Origin of the sequence: Qipengyuania sp. S6317L1 (assembly GCF_023015615.1) — a bacterium.
Lineage (GTDB): Bacteria > Pseudomonadota > Alphaproteobacteria > Sphingomonadales > Sphingomonadaceae > Erythrobacter.
Genome location: NZ_JALKAJ010000002.1, coordinates 1,071,885 through 1,090,125, shown reverse-complemented (window position 1 = coordinate 1,090,125; position 18,241 = coordinate 1,071,885). Strand labels below are relative to the sequence as shown.

Annotated in this window: 19 protein-coding genes; 8 read left to right on the top strand and 11 right to left on the bottom strand. The window is 59.8% G+C overall.

Translation table 11 applies throughout. The features are described from left to right. Positions 1-21 precede the first annotated feature (21 nt). Positions 22-363, bottom strand: coding sequence for an iron-sulfur cluster insertion protein ErpA (gene erpA / locus MWU38_RS06630; RefSeq protein WP_247271020.1), 342 nt, complete (start codon positions 361-363; stop codon positions 22-24). Between the two features lie 43 nt (positions 364-406). Then, entirely contained in the window at positions 407-838 is a 432-nt protein-coding gene (locus MWU38_RS06625; RefSeq protein WP_247271019.1) for a CBS domain-containing protein, read from the bottom strand. 135 nt (positions 839-973) lie between these two features. On the opposite strand from MWU38_RS06625, the gene MWU38_RS06620 reads away from it, so the two are divergent. Then, a complete protein-coding gene (locus MWU38_RS06620) occupies positions 974-1,291 on the top strand; it encodes a hypothetical protein (protein ID WP_247271018.1) in 318 nt (105 codons plus the stop codon). Positions 1,292-1,317: 26 nt separating this feature from the next. On the opposite strand, the gene MWU38_RS06615 is transcribed toward MWU38_RS06620, so the two are convergent. From MWU38_RS06615 to MWU38_RS06595, 5 genes are all read right to left on the bottom strand, one after another. Continuing rightward, positions 1,318-1,728, bottom strand: a complete 411-nt coding sequence (locus tag MWU38_RS06615) for a (2Fe-2S) ferredoxin domain-containing protein (RefSeq protein ID WP_247271017.1) — start codon at positions 1,726-1,728, stop codon at positions 1,318-1,320. Then, on the bottom strand, positions 1,725-3,896 hold the full coding sequence (locus tag MWU38_RS06610) for a S9 family peptidase (RefSeq protein ID WP_247271016.1): 2,172 nt from the start codon (positions 3,894-3,896) through the stop codon (positions 1,725-1,727). Before MWU38_RS06610 ends, MWU38_RS06615 begins: the two co-directional genes overlap by 4 nt. A 57-nt stretch (positions 3,897-3,953) precedes the next feature. Next, positions 3,954-4,421, bottom strand: a complete 468-nt coding sequence (locus MWU38_RS06605) for a DUF2497 domain-containing protein (protein ID WP_247271015.1) — start codon at positions 4,419-4,421, stop codon at positions 3,954-3,956. A 41-nt stretch (positions 4,422-4,462) separates the two neighbouring features. Beyond that, positions 4,463-5,926, bottom strand: a complete 1,464-nt coding sequence (locus MWU38_RS06600; protein WP_247271258.1) for a TolC family outer membrane protein — start codon at positions 5,924-5,926, stop codon at positions 4,463-4,465. Between the two features lie 65 nt (positions 5,927-5,991). Further along, complete coding sequence (locus tag MWU38_RS06595; protein ID WP_247271014.1) at positions 5,992-6,606, bottom strand: protein-L-isoaspartate O-methyltransferase; 615 nt, start codon at positions 6,604-6,606, stop codon at positions 5,992-5,994. 266 nt (positions 6,607-6,872) lie between these two features. Here MWU38_RS06595 and fumC point away from each other — a divergent pair, with 266 nt between their 5' ends. The 3 genes from fumC (at position 6,873) to MWU38_RS06580 (ending at position 10,503) form a co-directional block, all read left to right on the top strand. Beyond that, on the top strand, positions 6,873-8,321 hold the full coding sequence (gene fumC, locus MWU38_RS06590; protein ID WP_247271257.1) for a class II fumarate hydratase: 1,449 nt from the start codon (positions 6,873-6,875) through the stop codon (positions 8,319-8,321). 142 nt (positions 8,322-8,463) lie between these two features. Further along, on the top strand, positions 8,464-9,726 hold the full coding sequence (locus MWU38_RS06585) for a histidine kinase (RefSeq protein WP_247271013.1): 1,263 nt from the start codon (positions 8,464-8,466) through the stop codon (positions 9,724-9,726). 9 nt (positions 9,727-9,735) lie between these two features. Next, a complete protein-coding gene (locus tag MWU38_RS06580) occupies positions 9,736-10,503 on the top strand; it encodes a LytTR family DNA-binding domain-containing protein (RefSeq protein ID WP_247271012.1) in 768 nt (255 codons plus the stop codon). Between the two features lie 229 nt (positions 10,504-10,732). Here MWU38_RS06580 and MWU38_RS06575 read toward each other — a convergent pair whose 3' ends face one another. Beyond that, entirely contained in the window at positions 10,733-11,056 is a 324-nt protein-coding gene (locus MWU38_RS06575; RefSeq protein ID WP_247271011.1) for a UrcA family protein, read from the bottom strand. Between the two features lie 327 nt (positions 11,057-11,383). On the opposite strand from MWU38_RS06575, the gene MWU38_RS06570 reads away from it, so the two are divergent. From MWU38_RS06570 to MWU38_RS06555, 4 genes are all read left to right on the top strand, one after another. Next, complete coding sequence (locus tag MWU38_RS06570) at positions 11,384-12,133, top strand: metallophosphoesterase (protein WP_247271010.1); 750 nt, start codon at positions 11,384-11,386, stop codon at positions 12,131-12,133. Between the two features lie 83 nt (positions 12,134-12,216). Further along, a complete protein-coding gene (locus MWU38_RS06565; RefSeq protein ID WP_281494562.1) occupies positions 12,217-14,100 on the top strand; it encodes a sensor domain-containing diguanylate cyclase in 1,884 nt (627 codons plus the stop codon). A gap of 126 nt (positions 14,101-14,226) precedes the next feature. Continuing rightward, positions 14,227-14,424: a hypothetical protein gene (locus tag MWU38_RS06560; RefSeq protein WP_247271008.1), complete on the top strand. Its 198-nt coding sequence runs from the start codon at positions 14,227-14,229 to the stop codon at positions 14,422-14,424. 92 nt (positions 14,425-14,516) lie between these two features. Continuing rightward, on the top strand, positions 14,517-16,100 hold the full coding sequence (locus MWU38_RS06555) for a DUF87 domain-containing protein (protein WP_247271007.1): 1,584 nt from the start codon (positions 14,517-14,519) through the stop codon (positions 16,098-16,100). Positions 16,101-16,116: 16 nt separating this feature from the next. Here the strand turns inward: MWU38_RS06555 and MWU38_RS06550 are convergent, their stop codons facing one another. The 3 genes from MWU38_RS06550 to rplM all read right to left on the bottom strand — a co-directional run bounded on the left by MWU38_RS06550 (position 16,117) and on the right by rplM (position 18,223). Further along, a complete protein-coding gene (locus MWU38_RS06550) occupies positions 16,117-17,094 on the bottom strand; it encodes an HWE histidine kinase domain-containing protein (protein WP_247271006.1) in 978 nt (325 codons plus the stop codon). 131 nt (positions 17,095-17,225) lie between these two features. Beyond that, entirely contained in the window at positions 17,226-17,744 is a 519-nt protein-coding gene (rpsI, locus tag MWU38_RS06545) for a 30S ribosomal protein S9 (RefSeq protein WP_247271005.1), read from the bottom strand. Further along, a complete protein-coding gene (gene rplM, locus MWU38_RS06540) occupies positions 17,744-18,223 on the bottom strand; it encodes a 50S ribosomal protein L13 (RefSeq protein ID WP_247271004.1) in 480 nt (159 codons plus the stop codon). Before rplM ends, rpsI begins: the two co-directional genes overlap by 1 nt. Positions 18,224-18,241: the final 18 nt, after the last annotated feature.

Sequence of the window (18,241 nt, the reverse complement as noted above, 5' to 3'; positions counted from 1 at the left end):
CGTCTATCGCGAAGGGCGCGATTATATCCCGAAGCTTGAGCCGCAGCCGCAACCCGCCGCTGCATTGGGGTTTTCGACCCGGAAAGCCGCCCCGCCAAGGTTTTCGACATAATCGACGACGCTGCCTTCAAGAAGGTCGAGGCTGACAGGATCGACGACCAGCTTTACGCCGTCGGTTTCGCTCACAAGATCATCCGCTTCTGGCGCGTCGGCCATTTCGAACTTGTATTGAAAGCCCGAACAGCCCCCACCTTCGACCGAAAGCCGCAAAATTGCAGGCTTGGTCTGCTTGCTTGCGATCATCGCAACGCGCGCTGCCGCGGCCGGGGTCAGCGACGGAGTTTGGGTGAGTGTGTCAGCCATAAGGCTTATGTAGGTCTCGCGGACTTAATCCTCAACCAATCTCTCAGGCGGTCTGAATATAATCGCGTAAAGCCGCCGCTTCGTGCTCCACTTGGTCGATCTTGTCTTTCACAAGGTCGCCGATGGAAATGAACGCGACCAACGCCTCGTTTTCAACCACGGGGAAGTGGCGAAAGCGGCGTTTCGTCATCAGCGCGAGCGCATCGTCGATTTTCGTCGATGGTTCGATCGTCACGGCGGGCGCGGTCATGATCGCCTCGACCGGGCCGGTGAGACACGATGGTCCCGCTTGTGCCAGTCGGTAGATAATGTCGCGTTCGGACACGATCCCTGCGACTTTCCCATCGCGCAGGACCGGCAGGGCCCCGATCCGTTTGCCGGCAAGCATACCAATCACCTCGTTGACTGGTGTGTTTGCATCGCAGGAGATGATTTCGGAGCCTTTTCTGCCCTCAATGATCTTTGCAATTGTCATGGCTTGTCTCCTTCCAGATAGGAAGCTGCCACCAATTGAGGCTAAAGGCGAGTCTGCCTGGGGTTAAAACTTAATCGCGACACGGCCCGTATCTTCACCATTGCAATCACGCGGCCCCGCCCGCATGGAGCCCCAATGGTCAAAAAGTCCCCTCTCGATGATCCGGAAAACGCAGCATACGCATGGGCGCGTTACCGCCAGATCATGCGCCTCTTGCTTAGCGTGACGGTGGCGGTGGTCCTGCTTGCCCTCGGCCTGCTTTATGCCTTCAACGGCGCAATTTCGGTGCACTTCTACATCGCCGTGGCGCTCGGCATCAGCTTTACCATGCTGCTTGGCGGCGGGTTGATGGGCCTTGTCTTCCTATCGTCCGGCACGGGCCATGACGAATCGGTCGACAATCAATTGCCCAGCCGCGACGAATTGTGGTCGGGCAAAAAAGACGAGGATTGAGTTTGTCGCCGGAATGACCTTCCGGATCAGATGCGGGGCGTTTTGAGGCGAAATTCTTCGACCACCTCGCCCCCGATAAGATGCTCCTGAATGATCCGCTCAAGCACCTGTGGGCTGCATGAGTGGTACCAGACACCGTCAGGATAGATGACCGCAATCGGCCCTTTTGAGCAGATTTGCAGGCAATCGGCCTTGCTGCGCTGAATCCCGCCGCCGGGTCCGCGCGGACTGTCGGCATCGCGCTTGGGCCCTACGAGGCCAAGCTCCTTCAGCCGGTTCTTGAGAAAGGCCCAGGCAACCTCCCCCTCGTCCCGCGAGCAGCATTTCTGTTTCTCCGATACCGCGCACAGGAAGATCTGACGTTCGATCGCGCATTCGCCGCTGCCGTATTTCCGGTCGAGCGTGGCCTGTGCGGCGAGCAAGTCCTGGTCGATCATTGCGCGCGCGCTCCCTGAGCCTCGTCTTCGCCCGCTTCCTCTTGCGGCTTCAGCCAGCGGTCGAGCCAGGCAAACACCGTCTCGTGCCATTGCAGGGAGTTTGCCGCGCCCAGAACCCAGTGGTTTTCGTCCGGGAAGACCAGCAATTGTGATGGCACGCCGCGTTCCTGCAGGGCGGTGAAGCTTTGCAGCCCTTGTGTATAGGGCACGCGAAAATCCTGCTCGCCCGCGATCACCAGCATGGGGGTCTGCCATTTGTCGACGTGGTTGACCGGGTTCCACTTTTCATAGGTTTCGGACGCTTCGGCGTAGGAGCCGCCAAAATCCCAGCGCGGGAACCACAGTTCTTCCGTAGAATAATAGAAGCTGCGCATATCGAAGAGGCCATCGTGCTGGACGAGGCAGTCGAAGCGGTCGGGCCAATTGCCCGCGATCCAGTTGACCATATAGCCGCCATAGCTTGCCCCCATGGCGCAGGCCCGCTCCCCATCGATTTGCGGGTCGCGTTCGAGCGCTGCGGCAAGGCCTTTTTGCAGATCCTCTAAAGGTTTGCCGCCCCAATCGCCGTTGATCGAATCCATGAATTCCTGCCCGTATCCGGCACTCCCGTGGAAATCGACCGAGATCACGGCATAGCCTTGGCTTGCCAGAACGCGCGGGTTCCAACGCGAGGACCAGCCATCGAGGAAGGAGCCTTGCGGCCCGCCGTGGATGTAAAGGATCGCAGGCATTTTGCCTTCATGGCCATCAAGCTTGGTGATCTGGCCCCAGACCGTGGCGCCCCCTGCGCCTTCGAAGCTGAAGCGGGTGGTGACGGTCGCCGCCATTTCGCCCATGCGCGAGGTCACGACATCGGTGATAGGCGTCGCCTTCTGACCCACGCGCGCGATGTAGAGTTCGGCTGGAACTCCGATTGATTCGCGGGTGAAAAGCACACGGTCCCCGACCAGCGGTGTCACATTGCCGATATGCGCTTCATTGCCAGCGATCAGGTTCAGCTCCGTCACTTCGCCCGACCCGGGGTCGATCCGGTAGGCCGGCACGTCAAGCACATCGGTCGCCGTTGCGAGAAGGTATGAGCCATCCTCACTCCACGCAATGCTGCCAAACGACAGGTCGGTATCCGCGGTCAGAGCGCGGGTGTCACCGGTTTCAAGGTCGCGCAATTGCACCACCATGCGATCCGCTTCGTAACCTGCCCGCTCCATCGCAAGATAGGCGAGGCTTTTGCCATCGGGGGAGGGGACAGGGGTGGAATCATGCGCTTCATTGGCGGCGGTAAGTTCGCTCGGCGCGGCGCCTGAAAGGTCGGAGAAATAGATGTCGAGATCGGTCGAGGTGGGCTCATTCCCATCTGCACGGCGCGCGACGAAATAAAGGCCCGAACCATCGGGCGCCCATGCGATATCGCCGCTCCCGCCGAAAGGCTTGGTGGGCGTATTGCCGATCCCCGTTTCGCCATCGGCTTCGACCCCGTCGCCTACGATTTCGCCGTCCTCAAGGCCAAAGACAAAGACGCGGTTGAGGAGGTCAGGATCAATCCAGCTGTCCCAGTGGCGATAAAAGCCGCCGTCACCGTCATAAAGTCGACCGCTGCCTGTGGGTTCTGGTTTTGGCTCACAGCCGAACCGCTCGCAATTGCGGTCGATTTCCGCCCAAAGCGCAATCTTGTCGCCCGTTGGTGAAAGCTTGAAGCCGGCGATATTAGTGCCCGCAACATCCGCAACCAGCATGGGGCCGGTGACATTGCCATTGCCCTCAAGCGCGACCCGCCACACGCGAGAGCGTTTCTCTGCCTCTTCGTCGGTGTGGCCAGAGCTTACGAAATAAAGGAAATTGTCAGGGCCAAAGCTCAACGAGTGCCCTGAAAGGCCAAGCTCGAATTCGACCGGTTGGCTTCCCGGTCGGCCCAGATCGAGGATGTAGTGCTTTGGCGAACGCTCCAGCGTCTTTTCATCGGTAAAAGTGACCGAATAGACCGCATAGCGCCCGTATTGTGTGACCGCTGGGCCGCCAAGGCGCGGCATGGTGATGAGATCGCGCGCGCTCATCGGGGATTTTTCCGCTGCAGACGCGGTGGAATCCTGCGCTGCGAGGGGTGATGCCAAGGGTGATGCAAGTGTGGCCGCAACCACAAGGCTGCTGGACAAGAGTGTGCGAGTGATCATGGGCGCAACCGCTACCGCGATTGGCTCATGCTTTCCAGTCAAAGTGTGAGGCGGATATCAGTTGCGCTTGCCGGCGATGCGGGCGATTTCGGCCTGCACCATCTTTTCGACCATGCCAGGCAGATTCTTGTCGAGCCATTCGGCCAGCATCGGGCGCATCAGCTCGCGGGTCAGCCCCTCAAGCGAGGTTTCGCCCGACCGCACGATCTGCGGCCTTGCGCCCGGCTCTGCGAGCATGGCGAGAGCAGCAAGGTTCTCCTGCATGGCTCCACGGGTTTCCTCTTTGATGAGCGGCGCGTCTTCGCTGTCCTCAAGCTCGACCACGTCGGCAAGATCGAGTTCAGCAAGGTCAAGCACTTCGTCTTCGTCGACCTCAGGCTCAGCGGACTGTTTAGACCCGGCTTCTTCCGGCTCGGCGCGTTTACGGCGCTTGTCATCGGCGGCGGACGCGCGGCTGTCGCGTTCCATCACGCTTTTGATCGATTCCAGAATTTCTTCGACCGAAGGTTCGCCGTTCTTGCCCACCAAAATGCCCCGTTATCGCATTAACCATTGCGAATCGCAGATTACGGCGCTTCGCGTGGTTCCAAAGTGGGACCAATGAAGGGCTCGGCGGCCTCAATGTCAACGGTTCTTGTCGATTTCGGCTCAGGTTCCGGGTCGCGCTGCCAATCAAATATCTTGCCGCGCACGCGCTCGTAATTGACCTGCGGATCATAAAGCGGGCCGCCGGTATCGAGGTTCAGGTCGCGCGCTTCGGCCTGTCCCATGGCGGCGAGCAGCGAGAATCCGGCGACATAGGCGTTGCGCCGCGCCGTCACGAGGTTGGCGCGCGCGAGCAGAAGCTCCTGCTCTGCGTTGAGCACATCGATGATGGTGCGATTGCCGATCGAGTTTTCGGCGCGCACCCCTTCAAGGCTGACCTCAGCGGCCTCTACCGCCGCTTTCGAGCTTTCGATCACCGCGTTCGAAGCCTGCCAGCTTGCATAGGCTGCGCGGGTTTGCTGGATCACACTGCGTTCAGCGGCGATGACCTGTTCGAGGGCGGCATTTTCGCGCGCGAAAGCCTGGCGTTGCAGGGCAGCGGGACGCCCGCCCTGAAACAGCGGAATGCGTAAAGAGACGCCTGCGTTGATGCCCACGAAAGTCTGGTCGCTCGGAATACTTCCTGCACCCGGGTTCGTGGTGTCGATTGGAATATCCGCAATACTGCCAAGGGTGTTGGTGTATTCGTGACGGCCAAACAGCGACAGGGTCGGCAAGCGGCTGGAGCCTGCAACCTCGCTGGCATAGCCTGCCGCCTCGGCATTTTCCTGCGCTGCGATAAGGTCCGGATTGTTCTCCAGCGCCTTGACCACGGCCTCACCCACCGTTTCGGGCAATCCGGGAAGCGGGGGCGGGGATTGCAGGTCGGTCGGAGCACGTCCGACAAGCTGGATATAGATTTCGCGGGCGCCGATCAGGTTCGACAGCGCCGATTGCAGATCACCCTGGGCAACCGAAAGCCGGGATTGCGCCTGTGCAACATCGGTGCGCGTGAGATCGCCGATTTCGAAGCGGTCGCTGGTGGACTGGAACGTCACTTCGAGCACTTCGACCTGGTTCGCGGCAAGCGCGGCAAGGGCTTCGGTGCGAAGGACGTCCATGTAGGCGGCGACGGTCTGGCTGAAAATGGAGCTTTCCGTGCCGCGCAGCTCGGCCTGCCCTGCCTGAACGAGCTCCTTGTCCCGGCGGATCCGGTTCCGCACCGCTCCACCGTTGTAAATGGGCACGCTGATATCCGTATTGGAGTTGATCAGACGATTGGGGTTGAAGAAGTTTGCGCTGTTCTGGCGGATCAGCTCGGTGAAAGCGGTGTTGTTTGTGATCGACGGCAGACCATCGGCGCGCGAGATCGGCACGCCTTCATCGGTTGCACGCTGGTTCGCCCGCGCCGCTTCGAGTGTGGGGTTGGTGTTGTACACCGCAACCAACGCATCACGCAGGGTTTCAGCGTGCGCCCTGCTGGCCCCCATAGGGCTCGCTCCCATGAAAAGGGCCGCGCTGCCGGTCAGGGCAGCGGCCTTGAGAATCTTCTGGAAGCGAGAGTGTGAGGTCACGAAAAAGTCCATTCCTTGGGAAGATCGAAAGCGTGAAGCACCGGAATGCCAAGGTCTTCGACCGGTTCGAGCGCAAGATGGCCCATCACTTTGCGCCCCCGGGCCAGCCGGGTCACGCCGCGCAGAAGAAGCCCGCAAACCACACGGCCGCCGTCTTCAAGCGCGTTTTCGAGTGCGTCTGAAAGCTGTTCGACCGCGCCATCGATCACGATCAAGGAGAAAGTGCCTTCGATCCCCTGGCCCAGCGCCGCATCGGCCGCGCTGATCGTGGTGACATTGCCTGCGAGCGGGCCAATAAGTTCGCTCAGATAGCCGGTGCCGCCTTCGACCACGAGAACGCGGTCATCCGATTCGGGAACCGCTTCAATCAGGACCTTGCCATAAAACAGCGGCGAGGCGAGGTGTGCCTGCGGGCCAACTTCGACCGCGCGGTCGATATAGGCAAGACTGGCCTTGTTTTCTGGCAGGAAATTCTCTCGCGGGACCGCATTCATCCGGCCCAGCACGAATTCTTCATTCACGCCGCTGGTGCGCAATTGGCTGTCGATCATCGCCTTTCTGGCGGCATGGGTGTCTGCTGCTTTGTCGCGGGTCATGGTCATATGGCTCATCACTTTAAGGGTTACTGTATTAGGTTTGCAATACAGTTCGTCAACCCTTCCTTAGACCTCGCAAAGATGACTTCCAAGTCAATAGCACACTTGGCACTAGCTTCCCTTTGACCTGTAGCGGTTTCGCGTCATATGGGGCGCGTACGTGATCAAGGATTGCTGGACTGTGCTTTCTACGAGGGGGCTTACCCGCCTCACCGGGACAGTGGGATCTGCAATCGACCGAATAATGGAGACATTCGATGAGTGACTTGCCCGAAAAAGACATGCCAGAGAAAGATAGGCGCGCAGTGCATAATGATGGCTCAATCTTCGGTGCGACTGGCGAAGTGCGCATCGAAACCGACTCGCTGGGCGAGGTCGCAGTGCCGATTGATGCGCACTGGGGCGCGCAATCACAGCGCAGCCTTTATAACTTTGCAATCGGCACCGAAACCATGCCGGCGCCGCTGGTAAGGGCGCTTGGCATCCAGAAACAATCCGCAGCGCGCGCCAATATGAAGCTGGGCGTGTTGTCCGCTGAACTGGGCGATGCGATTGTGAAGGCGGCGGGCGAAGTGATCGACGGGACCCTTGCCGACCAGTTTCCTTTGAGCGTGTGGCAGACGGGTTCTGGCACGCAATCGAATATGAACGCCAACGAAGTGATCGCGAGCCGCGCGAATGAAATCCTGACCGGCGTTCATGGTGGCAAGGAGCCGGTGCACCCCAATGACCATTGCAACATGGGGCAAAGCTCGAACGACACCTTCCCCACCGCCATGCACATTGCCGCTGGCTGCGAGACGATCGAGCAGCTGGTCCCGGCGCTCCAGCATTTGCACTCTGCCCTGGATGCCAAGGCGAAGGAATATGCCGATATCGTGAAAATCGGCCGCACCCACTTGCAGGACGCGACCCCGCTGACGCTGGGTCAGGAGTTTTCGGGCTACGCGAAACAGGTCGAATATTCGATTGCGCGGATCGAAAACGCTCTGCCGCGCGTGCTTGAGCTTGCGCAAGGCGGGACGGCTGTTGGCACAGGGATCAACTCGAAGGCTGGCTTTGCCGAGGAATTTGCCGCGCAAGTGGCAGATGCAACCGGCCATGACTTCGTGACGGCGCCCAACAAGTTCGAGGCACTGGCCGCGCATGATGCTCTGGTCGAACTGGCCGGCGCGCTCAACAATACCGCTGTAAGCCTGATGAAAGTCGCGAACGACATTCGCCTGCTCGGTTCAGGCCCGCGTTCGGGGCTGGGCGAAATTGCTTTGCCAGCCAATGAGCCGGGCTCTTCGATCATGCCGGGCAAGGTCAATCCGACCCAGTGCGAGGCGCTGACAATGGTGTGCGCGCAGGTGATGGGCAATGCGGTGACGGTGAGCGTTGCAGGCAGCCACGGGCACCTTGAACTCAACGTCTTCAAGCCGGTGATGATCTACAACGTGCTGCAATCGGTGCGTCTGCTTTCCGATGCCTCGCGCAGCTTTGCCGACAATTGCGTGGTCGGGATTGAGGCGAATACGGGCCGCATCGACCAGCTTATGAACGAAAGCCTCATGCTGGTGACCGCGCTCAATCCGCACATCGGTTATGACAACGCCGCCAAGATCGCGAAGAAAGCGCACGCCGATGGCACAACGCTGAAAGAGGCGGGGCTTGAACTGGGCCTGCTCACCGAGGAGCAGTTTGCCGAATGGATCGTGCCCAAGGACATGATCAAGCCGCGCGCTTGATTGATCTGTATACGGGGGCGGGGCGACATACTCGCCCCGTCCGGTAACTCCGTCCAACGGCGCGGATCATTCGACCAAGGGCTCCCACGCGCCGATGTAGAAATTGGCGCTTTACCCGCGCACACGCTATTTCGGGCCTGTAATGGATTTAAGCCGCACTCCCGAAGCGCCTGAAAAACCGGCCTCGACCAAAGCCAATGACGTGAGCGTACCGTTTCGCACGGTGCTCATCTCGATTGTCGTCCTGTGGGGCGCCTATTTCGTGCTGATCACGCTGAGGAGCTACTTCTTCAGCGCCGATATGCAGCTTGAAATGGCCGCGCGCCGGTTCGTAGTGACGATTGCCGGCATCGGTATGACGCTCGTGCTGTGGTCGCTGTTGCGGCTGGTCGATCGTCAGTCGATCTGGGTAAAGATCGGCGCGGCCAGCCTTTTTTCAGCGCCCGTTGCTCTTGCCATCGGGCAGATCAACCATGTCGCGTTTGAAGATCTGGTCACGCAAATTCAGGAAAACTACGCCGCAGAGCGCGGCCTTCGCTTCGATGACGAAGGCAATCTTCTCTACGATCTTCCCGAAGGCACCGTGATCAAGGCGCCGGGCCCCGATGGCACCAATTCGATCAATCCGACAGAAAGCCTGCTGATCGCGCCTGCTGAAAGGACCAAGGACCCCTGGCGCTCCGTGGTCGAGATCGCGTTGGGGCGGTATTTCCTGCTTCTCGCATGGGCCTCGATCTATTTTGCACTGCTCGCTGGCACACAGGCGCGCATCGCCGAGCGTCGCACGCAGCAATTCCGCTCCGCTGCAAAAGCGGCAGAACTGCGGTCCCTGCGCTATCAGGTGAACCCGCATTTCCTGTTCAACACGTTGAATTCGCTGTCCGCTCTGGTCATGACCAGCAAGACCGAGCAGGCCGAGCGCATGATCCAGACGATCAGCCGATTCTATCGCCACTCTTTGGCCGATGAACCGACAAGTGACGTGGCACTGAAGGACGAGTTTGACCTGCAAAAGCTCTATCTCGACATTGAGACGGTGCGTTTTCCCGAGCGGTTGAGACCGGTGTTCGAGCTACCCGAAGAACTCGAAGAAGCGCGCGTTCCGGGCATGATCCTTCAGCCGCTGGTCGAAAACTCGGTGAAATATGCCGTCTCGGCAGTGGCGCGTCCGGTGACGATCACAGTTGCCGCGCATGAGGAATTTGACCGACTCGTCATCACCGTCAGCGATGATGGCCCGGGCGTCCCCGATGGCGCAAAACACGGCTTTGGCATCGGGCTGGCAAACGTCAGCGACCGCTTGGAAGCGCGCTTTGGATCGGATATCGGTTTCACCTCAACCCCGGTTCCGGGCGGCTATCGAACCGAAATCCGCATCCCCCTGTCCCGCCCCGCAAAAAGGTAAAACCCCTCTATGGCGACAAGCGCAGAGCCCAAAGTCCAGCTTCGCACGCTCATCGTTGATGATGAGCCTCTGGCGGTCGAACGCATCCAGGTGATCTGCGCGGAATTGCCCGCGATCAATGTGGTCGGCACGGCCAGCGATGGCGCAGCGGCCTTGCGGCTGGCAGAAAAGCTTGAGCCTGATCTGGTGCTTCTCGACATGACCATGCCCGAACTTGACGGGCTGGGCGTTGCGCGCAAATTTTCAGAGCAGGACGAGCCGCCTGCGGTAATTTTCGTGACCGCGCACGATCATTTCGCCGTCGAAGCGTTTGATCTTGAAGCGATTGACTATGTCCTCAAGCCCGTCGCCTCTGACCGCCTCGACCGCGCGATTGAGCGGGCGGTGGCGCGTAAGGGTGAGCGCAAGCAGCAACAAAGCAAATGGCTGGAAGAGCTGTGGGTCCCGCACCGTTCAGAGCTTTTGCGCATCGCAGTGAGCGAAGTGCACCAGATCGATGCCGAGCGCGATTATGTGCGGCTTCACGTGGGCAATCCTGCGGACGAGGACGACGCGGGGCGCTCATACCTTCTGCTTCAGACGATTGCCGGGCTCGAAGCGCGGCTGGACCCTGATGAGTTCATTCGCATCCACCGCTCCACCATACTTCGCCGCGACAACATTCGCGGCCTTCGCCACGATGGCCTTGGTGTGTGGTCAGCCGAATTGCAGAACGGTGAAGCGCTCAGGATCGGGCGCACCTATCTTTCCAAAGTGAAAGCAATGGCGGGGCGATAGGGGCTGGCCGCTAAGGGCGCCAGCGATCAAATGCAATCCTTCCAGACGGGCTCAAAGAGCCCGCAAGCGTGACCACGCGCCCGCAGAAGCCCCGCAGCGAAGCGGAGGGATCAGCATCGAGGACCCCAAAAAAGAAGCGACCCGAACCCCCGGGACTGAAGAGGGTTCGGGCCGCATGGTCCTGCGAGCGCTTTCGGGGCAAAGCGCGCAGGGATTGTAAGGGTCGGGCTTATCCGCCGCGCCGTGTTTCGGCCATCATGGCAGAGACTTGTTTTTGCGCGCTTGCCCGAGCGTTTGCGAGGCATGAGCCGACTTCGGGCGAACGGATACGCGTGCCGGTGCGCACTTCGTTGACGCGGCAGACCGATTTCGCGGCTGCTTCGATGCGGCGTTCGAGGCGCTCCTGGCCTTCCGGCGTGCCAAGGTTGAGGTCGGCATGGCGTACGGATTGCGAATGAACCTCGCTGTCTCCGGCAAAAGCGGGGCCAGCAATCGCCGGGGTAGCGGTCACGGCGATAGCGAGGGATGCGGCTGCAAAAGTAAGGGTCTTCATATTGTCTCTCCATCAAAGCAGCGGGGCTGGAGTTCGAAGGGGGTCGAACCGGGGATGCCAACCTCCGTGCTGTGTTAGAGTAATAGAGCAGGGCCTGACCTGCGTCAGCCAAGGCTCGACCAACCCGCCTCAAACCGTCGATTGGCGGCGGCGGAATTGACCGACTTCTGATTCTTGGGGACGAACGGCCTAATCGAGAGGACCAATGACTACGCCATATTGTCATAATGGCTTGCAGTGCTCCGGTTGGCGTTTTCGGGGCTTGCGGTTCTGCCTTGGATTTACCCCTTGCATGTTTTGCCTCACCGCGCTTGAGAACTATTCGTCATGACAACCCGCCTATTCCATATCAGCGATGTGCATTTCGGGGTTGAGGACTGCGCGAGCCTCGATGCAGTCGCGCGCGCGGTGCATGAGGAAAAGCCCGATGCGCTGGTGTGCACAGGCGATCTGACGCAGCGCGCCACGCATGAACAATATGCGCAGGCAGCCCACTGGTTTCGCTCTCTGGGGGTGCCGATCTGGCTTGATGTGGGCAATCACGATATGCCCTATAAGAACCTCATCGAGCGGTTCACCGATCCCTATCGCCGCTACAATGCCCTGCGAAAAGCGGTGGCGGTCGATAGCTTTGAAACCGATGATGTTGTTCTGGTCCCGTTGAAGTCCACTGTGCGAATTCAGCCGCGTTTCCCCTGGTCCGATGGTTTCGTGACGAGAAAGGCGTTGGCCGCAACCAGCCGCGCGCTCGAGGCGCTCAAGGGTGATGACCGGCACATCGTCGTGACCACCCACCACCCGCTTCTGGGGCCGAAGGGTGAGGGCAAGAACCCGACGATTGGCGGAGACGAGGCGTTCGAGACACTGGGCTATGCCGGCGCGCAGGCGGTCATTTCGGGCCACATCCACAAACCCCTCGACGAAATGCGCGAGGCGGGCGGGGCGAGAATGCGGATGCTGGGCGCTGGCACGATTTCATCGCGGCTGCGCCACGGGGCAGGGCCGTCGTATCGCGCGCTCACCTTTATCAAGGGCGAGCCGATCAGGTCTGAATTGCGAGAGCTTGGCGCAGGGTGATTGCGCATTCCTACACCTGAGTTTTACCCGATGTTGCAACTAGCGTAGATTGGCGGTTAACCCTTTCATGGCAAAGGGTAACCATGGATCGCCCTGGCCCCCGAACCACAACGCTTTTTAGCCCGTGGCACCGCGCTTTTGTCGTGGGGCTGAGCTACTTCGTGGCCGCTTATTTTTCTCTCAAGATGACGCAGGGAAGCACCGATATCGCAGCGATCTGGCCTGCGAGCGGCGTAGCCCTGGCCGCGGTCCTGCTGGTCGGGCCACAGCAACGCGTCAGCACGCTGGCAGGCATTGCGGTCGCCAGCCTGACTGCCAACATGCTCGCTGGCACGCCGCTTCTCACATCGGTGGCCTTCACGCTTGCGAACCTGCTCGAAGTGGTCGTCATTTCGAGCCTCATGTTCCGCGTGTCACACAAATGGGTCCGGTTTGACAGCGTTCGGGCGAGTCTGGTGTTCATCGCTGCGGCAACGGTGGGTGGTTTTTCCAGCGCGACGCTTGCGATTGCACTGACGGGTGGGGGGACTCTCGGGTTTTTTGTATCCTGGTTCACGACCGTCGTTCTTGGCACGCTCATCGTCACGCCTTTGCTTCTGACGATCTTTTTCAAGACCAAAGCCGAATCGCGCTCACCCAGCGTGCGTCGGTTCGCGCAGTTTGGTGCATTGACCGTCATATTGACCGCCGCGAGCTTCGCTATTTTCCATACCGGCGCCTACTACCTCATGTTTCTGCCGCTGTTGGGCGTTGTCATTGCAACATACGCTTTCGGACCAACAGGATCGGCCCTGAGCATAAGCGCCATTGCCTTTGCCATGGTTCTCGGGCTCGATGTGACGCCGGTTTCTGCGGGCCTGAACCTGCAAATGCTTGGACTTCAATTCTACCTGCTTTGCCTGATCGGTGCAGCCTGGCCGTTGACCGCCATGCTCGCCGAGAAGGAGCGGTTGATCAGGAGTTACGCTGAAACCAACGCGTTGCTGGAGCTTGCGGAAAGCACGGCGCACGTCGGGCACTGGTTCATCGGAAAGGATATCGACGAACCGGTCTGGTCGGATGAGGTTTTTCGCATCCATGGTGTGAAGCCCGCCCGGCAACAAAAGGTGGGTCTAAAAAACATCGCCGATGCGGCCGCGTTCAAGCTTTACCATAAGGATGACCGCGAGCGGGTTCGCACGATCCTGGTCGGAGCGATGGAAAGAGCCGTGCCGTTCGAATATCAGGCCCGCATCGTTCGACCTGACGGATCGATCCGCCATGTCCACTCTATCGGCAAGCCGCATTATGACCGCAAAGGCCGGTTTGACGGGCTGTTTGGCACGTTCCACGATGTTTCCGAGCATATCGACATGGTGGAAAAACTGCACCTGGCACGGCGCGAGGCGCTTCACGAGGCGTCCGAGGCAAAGCGGCTTTCAGAGACCGACCCACTCACCGGCATCGCCAATCGTCGCAAGATCCTGTCGTCTCTGGACACGGCAGCGAGTCACGCGATCCAGAACAAGAGCCCCTTATGCGTAGGCATCGTCGACATCGACCATTTCAAGTCGGTCAATGATCGCTTCGGGCACGCGATGGGCGATGCAGTGCTCAAACGCATTGCCGAAATCATCCAGAGCGTGTCCGGCATGACCTATTATGTCGGAAGGCTCGGCGGTGAAGAATTCCTCGTCGTCCTCCCCGACATCAACGAGCGGGGCGGCGTCGCATTGTTGCAGCTTATCTCTGCCAAGGTCGCGTGTGAAAATTGGGGCGAGCACGGACCGGACACGATCACCGTGAGCACTGGTCTTGCCCAACTCGGCCCTGAAGGCGATGTCAATGCGGCGCTGACAGCGGCCGACAACGCGCTCTACGAAGCGAAAAGCAGCGGAAGAAACGCCGTGCGTCACGCGGGCACCGTCCTTCGATTTGGGGGCGGCCTGCCGCAACCGGACAACGATCTGCTCGACCGCATGGCATAGCCCCGTCTGGTAACCTCAGCCCTCCTGAATTTAACCTTTCTTGGACGTTCGTACTTAACGCCTCCCTACCGATAATGGCGGGACCGTGTGCGAGATGATTGGTGCATTTGTGATGGAGTGCGAGCGATGGAATTGTTGAAGGCAATGGGCCTCAGCGCCCTTCTGACCGGCTGTGTTGCGCTGGTGATCGGCTCACAAGGAACAAGCGGGGGCAGCCTCGCGATCTACGCGATAAGCTATGAGGGCTTTCGCTTCTTCTGGTCGTGGCCGGTCTTCATCTGCGGCAGCGGGCTTGCTTGGGGGATCATGCTGCTCCAGCGGTAAGTGGCACCGGACGGATATCCCGCGCCATGAATCGCTGGAAAAGTCGCCCGTGTCGCCTTTGCGCAAAGGCCTCGCGCGCCTAGGCTCGACCGGTGAGCGTCAACATCAACATAGGCCAGGGTCCCGGCGGACAGAGTATCGATTTCGATCTCGAAGAGCTGGTTGCGACGCGCTTGCTGGTGCAGGGCAATTCGGGGTCGGGAAAATCGCACCTCTTGCGCCGCCTGCTTGAAGAGTGCGCGGGCGCCGTCCAGCAGGTTATCATTGATCCGGAAGGCGATTTCGTCTCGCTCGCCGATCATTTCGGCCATGTGGTGATTGATGGCGCGGCCTATTCGCAAGGAGAGATCAAGGCGCTTGGCTTAAGGGTCCGGCAGCACCGGGCATCGGTTGTGCTGGCGCTGGACGAGCTCGAAGTCGAGCAGCAGATACGCTGCGCCGCGATGTTCCTGACGGCGCTGTTCGATGCTCCGCGCGAATACTGGTTTCCCGCGCTCGTCGTGGTGGATGAGGCGCAGATGTTTGCCCCTGCGGCGGCGGGCGAAATGGCGGATGACACACGCCGCATGACCTTGTCTGCGATGACGAACCTGATGTGCCGTGGGCGCAAACGCGGCCTTGCCGGGATTGTCGCGACACAGCGGCTTGCAAAGCTGGCAAAGAATGTCGCTGCCGAGGCCTCGAACTTCCTGATGGGGCGCACCTTCCTCGATATTGATATGCAGCGTGCCGCCGATCTGCTTGGCATGGACCGTCGCCAGGCCGAAAAGATCCGCGATTTGCAAAGAGGGCAGTTTCTGGGGCTGGGCCCTGCGGTCAGCCGCAGGCCGGTTGCTGTAAATGTCGGATCGGTCCGAACCGGCGGCAAGGTTTCCGCAGGGGCGCTTATGCCGCTGCCCGATGCGCCCGGCGAAGAGATGGAGGCGCTGTTGAATGACGGCCTCAGCGAAGCGTTGGTCGAGCAGATTGCGCCGCGCCCCGGTGCCCGGCCCCGGCCCGCTGCCGAGCTTGAGCGCGCCTTGACGGCTGCTCCAAAGTCCTTCGCAGCGCCCGGTGCGGCCAAGGCTCTTGATCGTTCGGATGCGGTCGAACCGGACTTTTGCGATGGTGATGGCGAAGTGTCAGGAGACGAAGAGACATCTGTGCCAGAGCCGTCTGTTTCGCCGCAAACGGCTGCGACCGACCCCGACGCACCTGACCCCTCACCCGCCGATGTCGAAGGTGTCGTGCGTCAACTCGCGCGCGAGGACGGTGCAACTTTCCGGTCTGCCACATCGCTGTTCCGGGATTTCGCTGTCCTCTGCCGCCAGAAAGGCGTGGCCAGCGCGCATGTCGACCTTACCCGTTTCCGCCGAATGTTCGCATTCGAGATAGCGGGTTTCTACAGGCTCGATGACACTGCCAAAGCAGTCGCACAGGAGAGAAGCACCGGCGTCGATGAAGATGTTCTTGCCCCTTATCTTGCGATGGTTGTCGCAGCGGCTCTTGGCGAAGCCATGCCGGGCGAAGACCAACTGGCGCTGCTCTATGGCAGTTCATCGCCCAGCCGGGTGCGGCGCCTGCTCGATCATCTGGAGCGGCAGGGCCTGATCGTGGTGCGGGAAGAATTCGGCGGTGAGCGCAGTATCATTGTGCCGGGCATTGCCGAAAGCCTTGAGGCAAACGAGCCCGCTTGACGCTGTTGCCCCGATTTCAGACCTGATCAACCGCCAGAGTGATGCGGCATTCGAGCCCTTCGGGTAAGAACATCTGCTGCGTTGTGCCTTCCGATGCGAGGGCTCTTGCAATCAACTGCGTTCCAAAACCATTCCCTCTGTCCTCGCCAACGGTTGGCCCGTCGCGTTCTGTCCAGACGATAGCGATGGTGTCATCGACGCGATCGATAGAGACACTGACCTTGCCGGAATCAATGGAAAGCGCGCCGTATTTGATCGAATTGGTCAGCAACTCATGGAAGACCAGCGCAAGGCCCTGACTGGCCGGGGTCGAGAGCGCGGCCTCGTCATTTATTGATATTTGAACCCGCTTATCGGTGTCCTCGAAGGCGGAGAGTTCTGCACGGAGGATGGCGCTTGGCGTCATCGAGGCAGGTGAATTGCCCACCAAGAGGTTGTGGGCTCTGGCCAAGGCTCCGACCCGGCCTTCCAATGCGCGGGAAAATCCCTGCACATCCTTTGCCCTGCGCGCCGTCATTTTGATGATTGCCTTGATCACGGACAGCAAATTGCGAACCCTGTGGTTGAGTTCGTCGGTTATCAGTTGAAGCCTGGCTTCGTTCTGCCTTGAGTCGGTTATATCGATGACCTGGCCGATGAGCCGGATGATTTCACCCTGATCGTCTTTGAGAGGCCGACCCACCGCCTTGATCCAGCGAAACTGGCCCGCGTTTGTCCTTATCTGACATTCGAACGACCATTCGCGTCCTTCTTCGATGGCGTTTTTCTGAAGTTCATCGACCCGTTCCCTGTCGCCATCGACGACATGGGTCAGAAACTGGTCGTAACGCCATTCGGGCAGCGGTTCGTCGTAACCGAAGATGCGATCGTGCGTTGCGTTCCTGACGGCCTGCCCGGACCTGAGATCGAGGTCCCAGATACCTATCTGGCTGAACTCAAGCACAAGCCGGAGGTGTTCGGCGCTTTGTTGCTCGAATGGTTTGAGGTCAGGCATGGGATCCACAAATAGATAACGGACAATCAGATGTCATCATGTCAAAGACGCACACACAAAAAAGGCGGCCCCGATTGGGAGCCGCCTCTTTGCTGGCAGGTGCCAAAAGACACCCATTGTAGGTATGAAACTTAACGTTTCGAGAACTGGAAGCTACGACGGGCTTTCGCGCGGCCGTATTTCTTACGTTCGACCACACGGCTGTCGCGGGTGAGGAAGCCGGCGGCTTTCACTGTCGCGCGAAGCTCGGGCTCGTACTTGGCAAGAGCCTGGCTGATGCCGTGCTTGACCGCGCCGGCCTGACCCGAAAGGCCGCCGCCCTTGACGGTTGCGATGACATCATACTGGCCTTCACGCTCGGTGATGGCGAAAGGCTGGTTGATGATGAGGCGCAGGGTTGGACGTGCAAAATACACTTCCTGGTCGCGACCATTGACGGTGACCTTGCCGGTGCCGGGCTTGAGCCAGACACGCGCAGCTGCGTCCTTACGACGGCCGGTTGCATAGGCGCGGCCTTGTGCGTCAAGCTCTTGCTCACGCAGGGGAACGGCCGGGTTCTGTGCGATTTCAGCAGCGTCAGCAGCAGGCGCATCAGCAGCGATGTCTTTCAGATCTGCGAGATCGGAGACGGTGTTGTTTTCATCAGCCATTATGCAGACACCTTGTTCTTACGGTTCATTGCAGCAACGTCGAGCACTTCCGGCTTTTGGCCATCGTGGGGGTGCTCGGTGCCGGCGTAGAGGTGAAGCGCCTTCATCTGCGCACGGCCAAGTGGGCCGCGCGGGATCATGCGCTCAACGGCTTTTTCAAGCACGCGCTCGGGAAAACGGCCTTCGAGGATTTTCTCAGGCGTGGTTTCCTTGATGCCGCCGGGGTGGCCGGTGTGCTTGTAGTAAACCTTGTCGGTGTTCTTGCGACCGGTGAAGCGCACCTTGTCGGCATTGATGACGATCACGTGATCGCCGCAGTCGACGTGCGGGGTATAGCTTGGCTTGTGCTTGCCGCGCAGGATATTGGCGATGATCGAAGCAACGCGGCCTGGGACCAGACCTTCGGCGTCGATAAGGTGCCATTTCTTTTCGACCTCTGCCGGTTTTACCGACGCGGTCTGTTTGCTGATAGCCTTCATGGCTGATGCATCCTTAAA

Excerpts from the sequence above, each read along its gene's own strand:
- MWU38_RS06560 (WP_247271008.1), top strand. The coding sequence starts at position 14,227 with ATGGAATTGTTGAAGGCAATGGGCCTCAGCGCCCTTCTGACCGGCTGT.
- MWU38_RS06600 (WP_247271258.1), bottom strand. The coding sequence starts at position 5,926 with ATGGGAGCGAGCCCTATGGGGGCCAGCAGGGCGCACGCTGAAACCCTG.
- MWU38_RS06610 (WP_247271016.1), bottom strand. The coding sequence starts at position 3,896 with ATGATCACTCGCACACTCTTGTCCAGCAGCCTTGTGGTTGCGGCCACA.
- MWU38_RS06575 (WP_247271011.1), bottom strand. The coding sequence starts at position 11,056 with ATGAAGACCCTTACTTTTGCAGCCGCATCCCTCGCTATCGCCGTGACC.
- rpsI (WP_247271005.1), bottom strand. The coding sequence starts at position 17,744 with ATGGCTGATGAAAACAACACCGTCTCCGATCTCGCAGATCTGAAAGAC.
- MWU38_RS06625 (WP_247271019.1), bottom strand. The coding sequence starts at position 838 with ATGACAATTGCAAAGATCATTGAGGGCAGAAAAGGCTCCGAAATCATC.
- MWU38_RS06570 (WP_247271010.1), top strand. The coding sequence starts at position 11,384 with ATGACAACCCGCCTATTCCATATCAGCGATGTGCATTTCGGGGTTGAG.
- MWU38_RS06620 (WP_247271018.1), top strand. The coding sequence starts at position 974 with ATGGTCAAAAAGTCCCCTCTCGATGATCCGGAAAACGCAGCATACGCA.
- fumC (WP_247271257.1), top strand. The coding sequence starts at position 6,873 with ATGCCAGAGAAAGATAGGCGCGCAGTGCATAATGATGGCTCAATCTTC.
- rplM (WP_247271004.1), bottom strand. The coding sequence starts at position 18,223 with ATGAAGGCTATCAGCAAACAGACCGCGTCGGTAAAACCGGCAGAGGTC.
- MWU38_RS06565 (WP_281494562.1), top strand. The coding sequence starts at position 12,217 with ATGGATCGCCCTGGCCCCCGAACCACAACGCTTTTTAGCCCGTGGCAC.
- erpA (WP_247271020.1), bottom strand. The coding sequence starts at position 363 with ATGGCTGACACACTCACCCAAACTCCGTCGCTGACCCCGGCCGCGGCA.
- MWU38_RS06595 (WP_247271014.1), bottom strand. The coding sequence starts at position 6,606 with ATGAGCCATATGACCATGACCCGCGACAAAGCAGCAGACACCCATGCC.
- MWU38_RS06580 (WP_247271012.1), top strand. The coding sequence starts at position 9,736 with ATGGCGACAAGCGCAGAGCCCAAAGTCCAGCTTCGCACGCTCATCGTT.
- MWU38_RS06585 (WP_247271013.1), top strand. The coding sequence starts at position 8,464 with ATGGATTTAAGCCGCACTCCCGAAGCGCCTGAAAAACCGGCCTCGACC.
- MWU38_RS06615 (WP_247271017.1), bottom strand. The coding sequence starts at position 1,728 with ATGATCGACCAGGACTTGCTCGCCGCACAGGCCACGCTCGACCGGAAA.
- MWU38_RS06550 (WP_247271006.1), bottom strand. The coding sequence starts at position 17,094 with ATGCCTGACCTCAAACCATTCGAGCAACAAAGCGCCGAACACCTCCGG.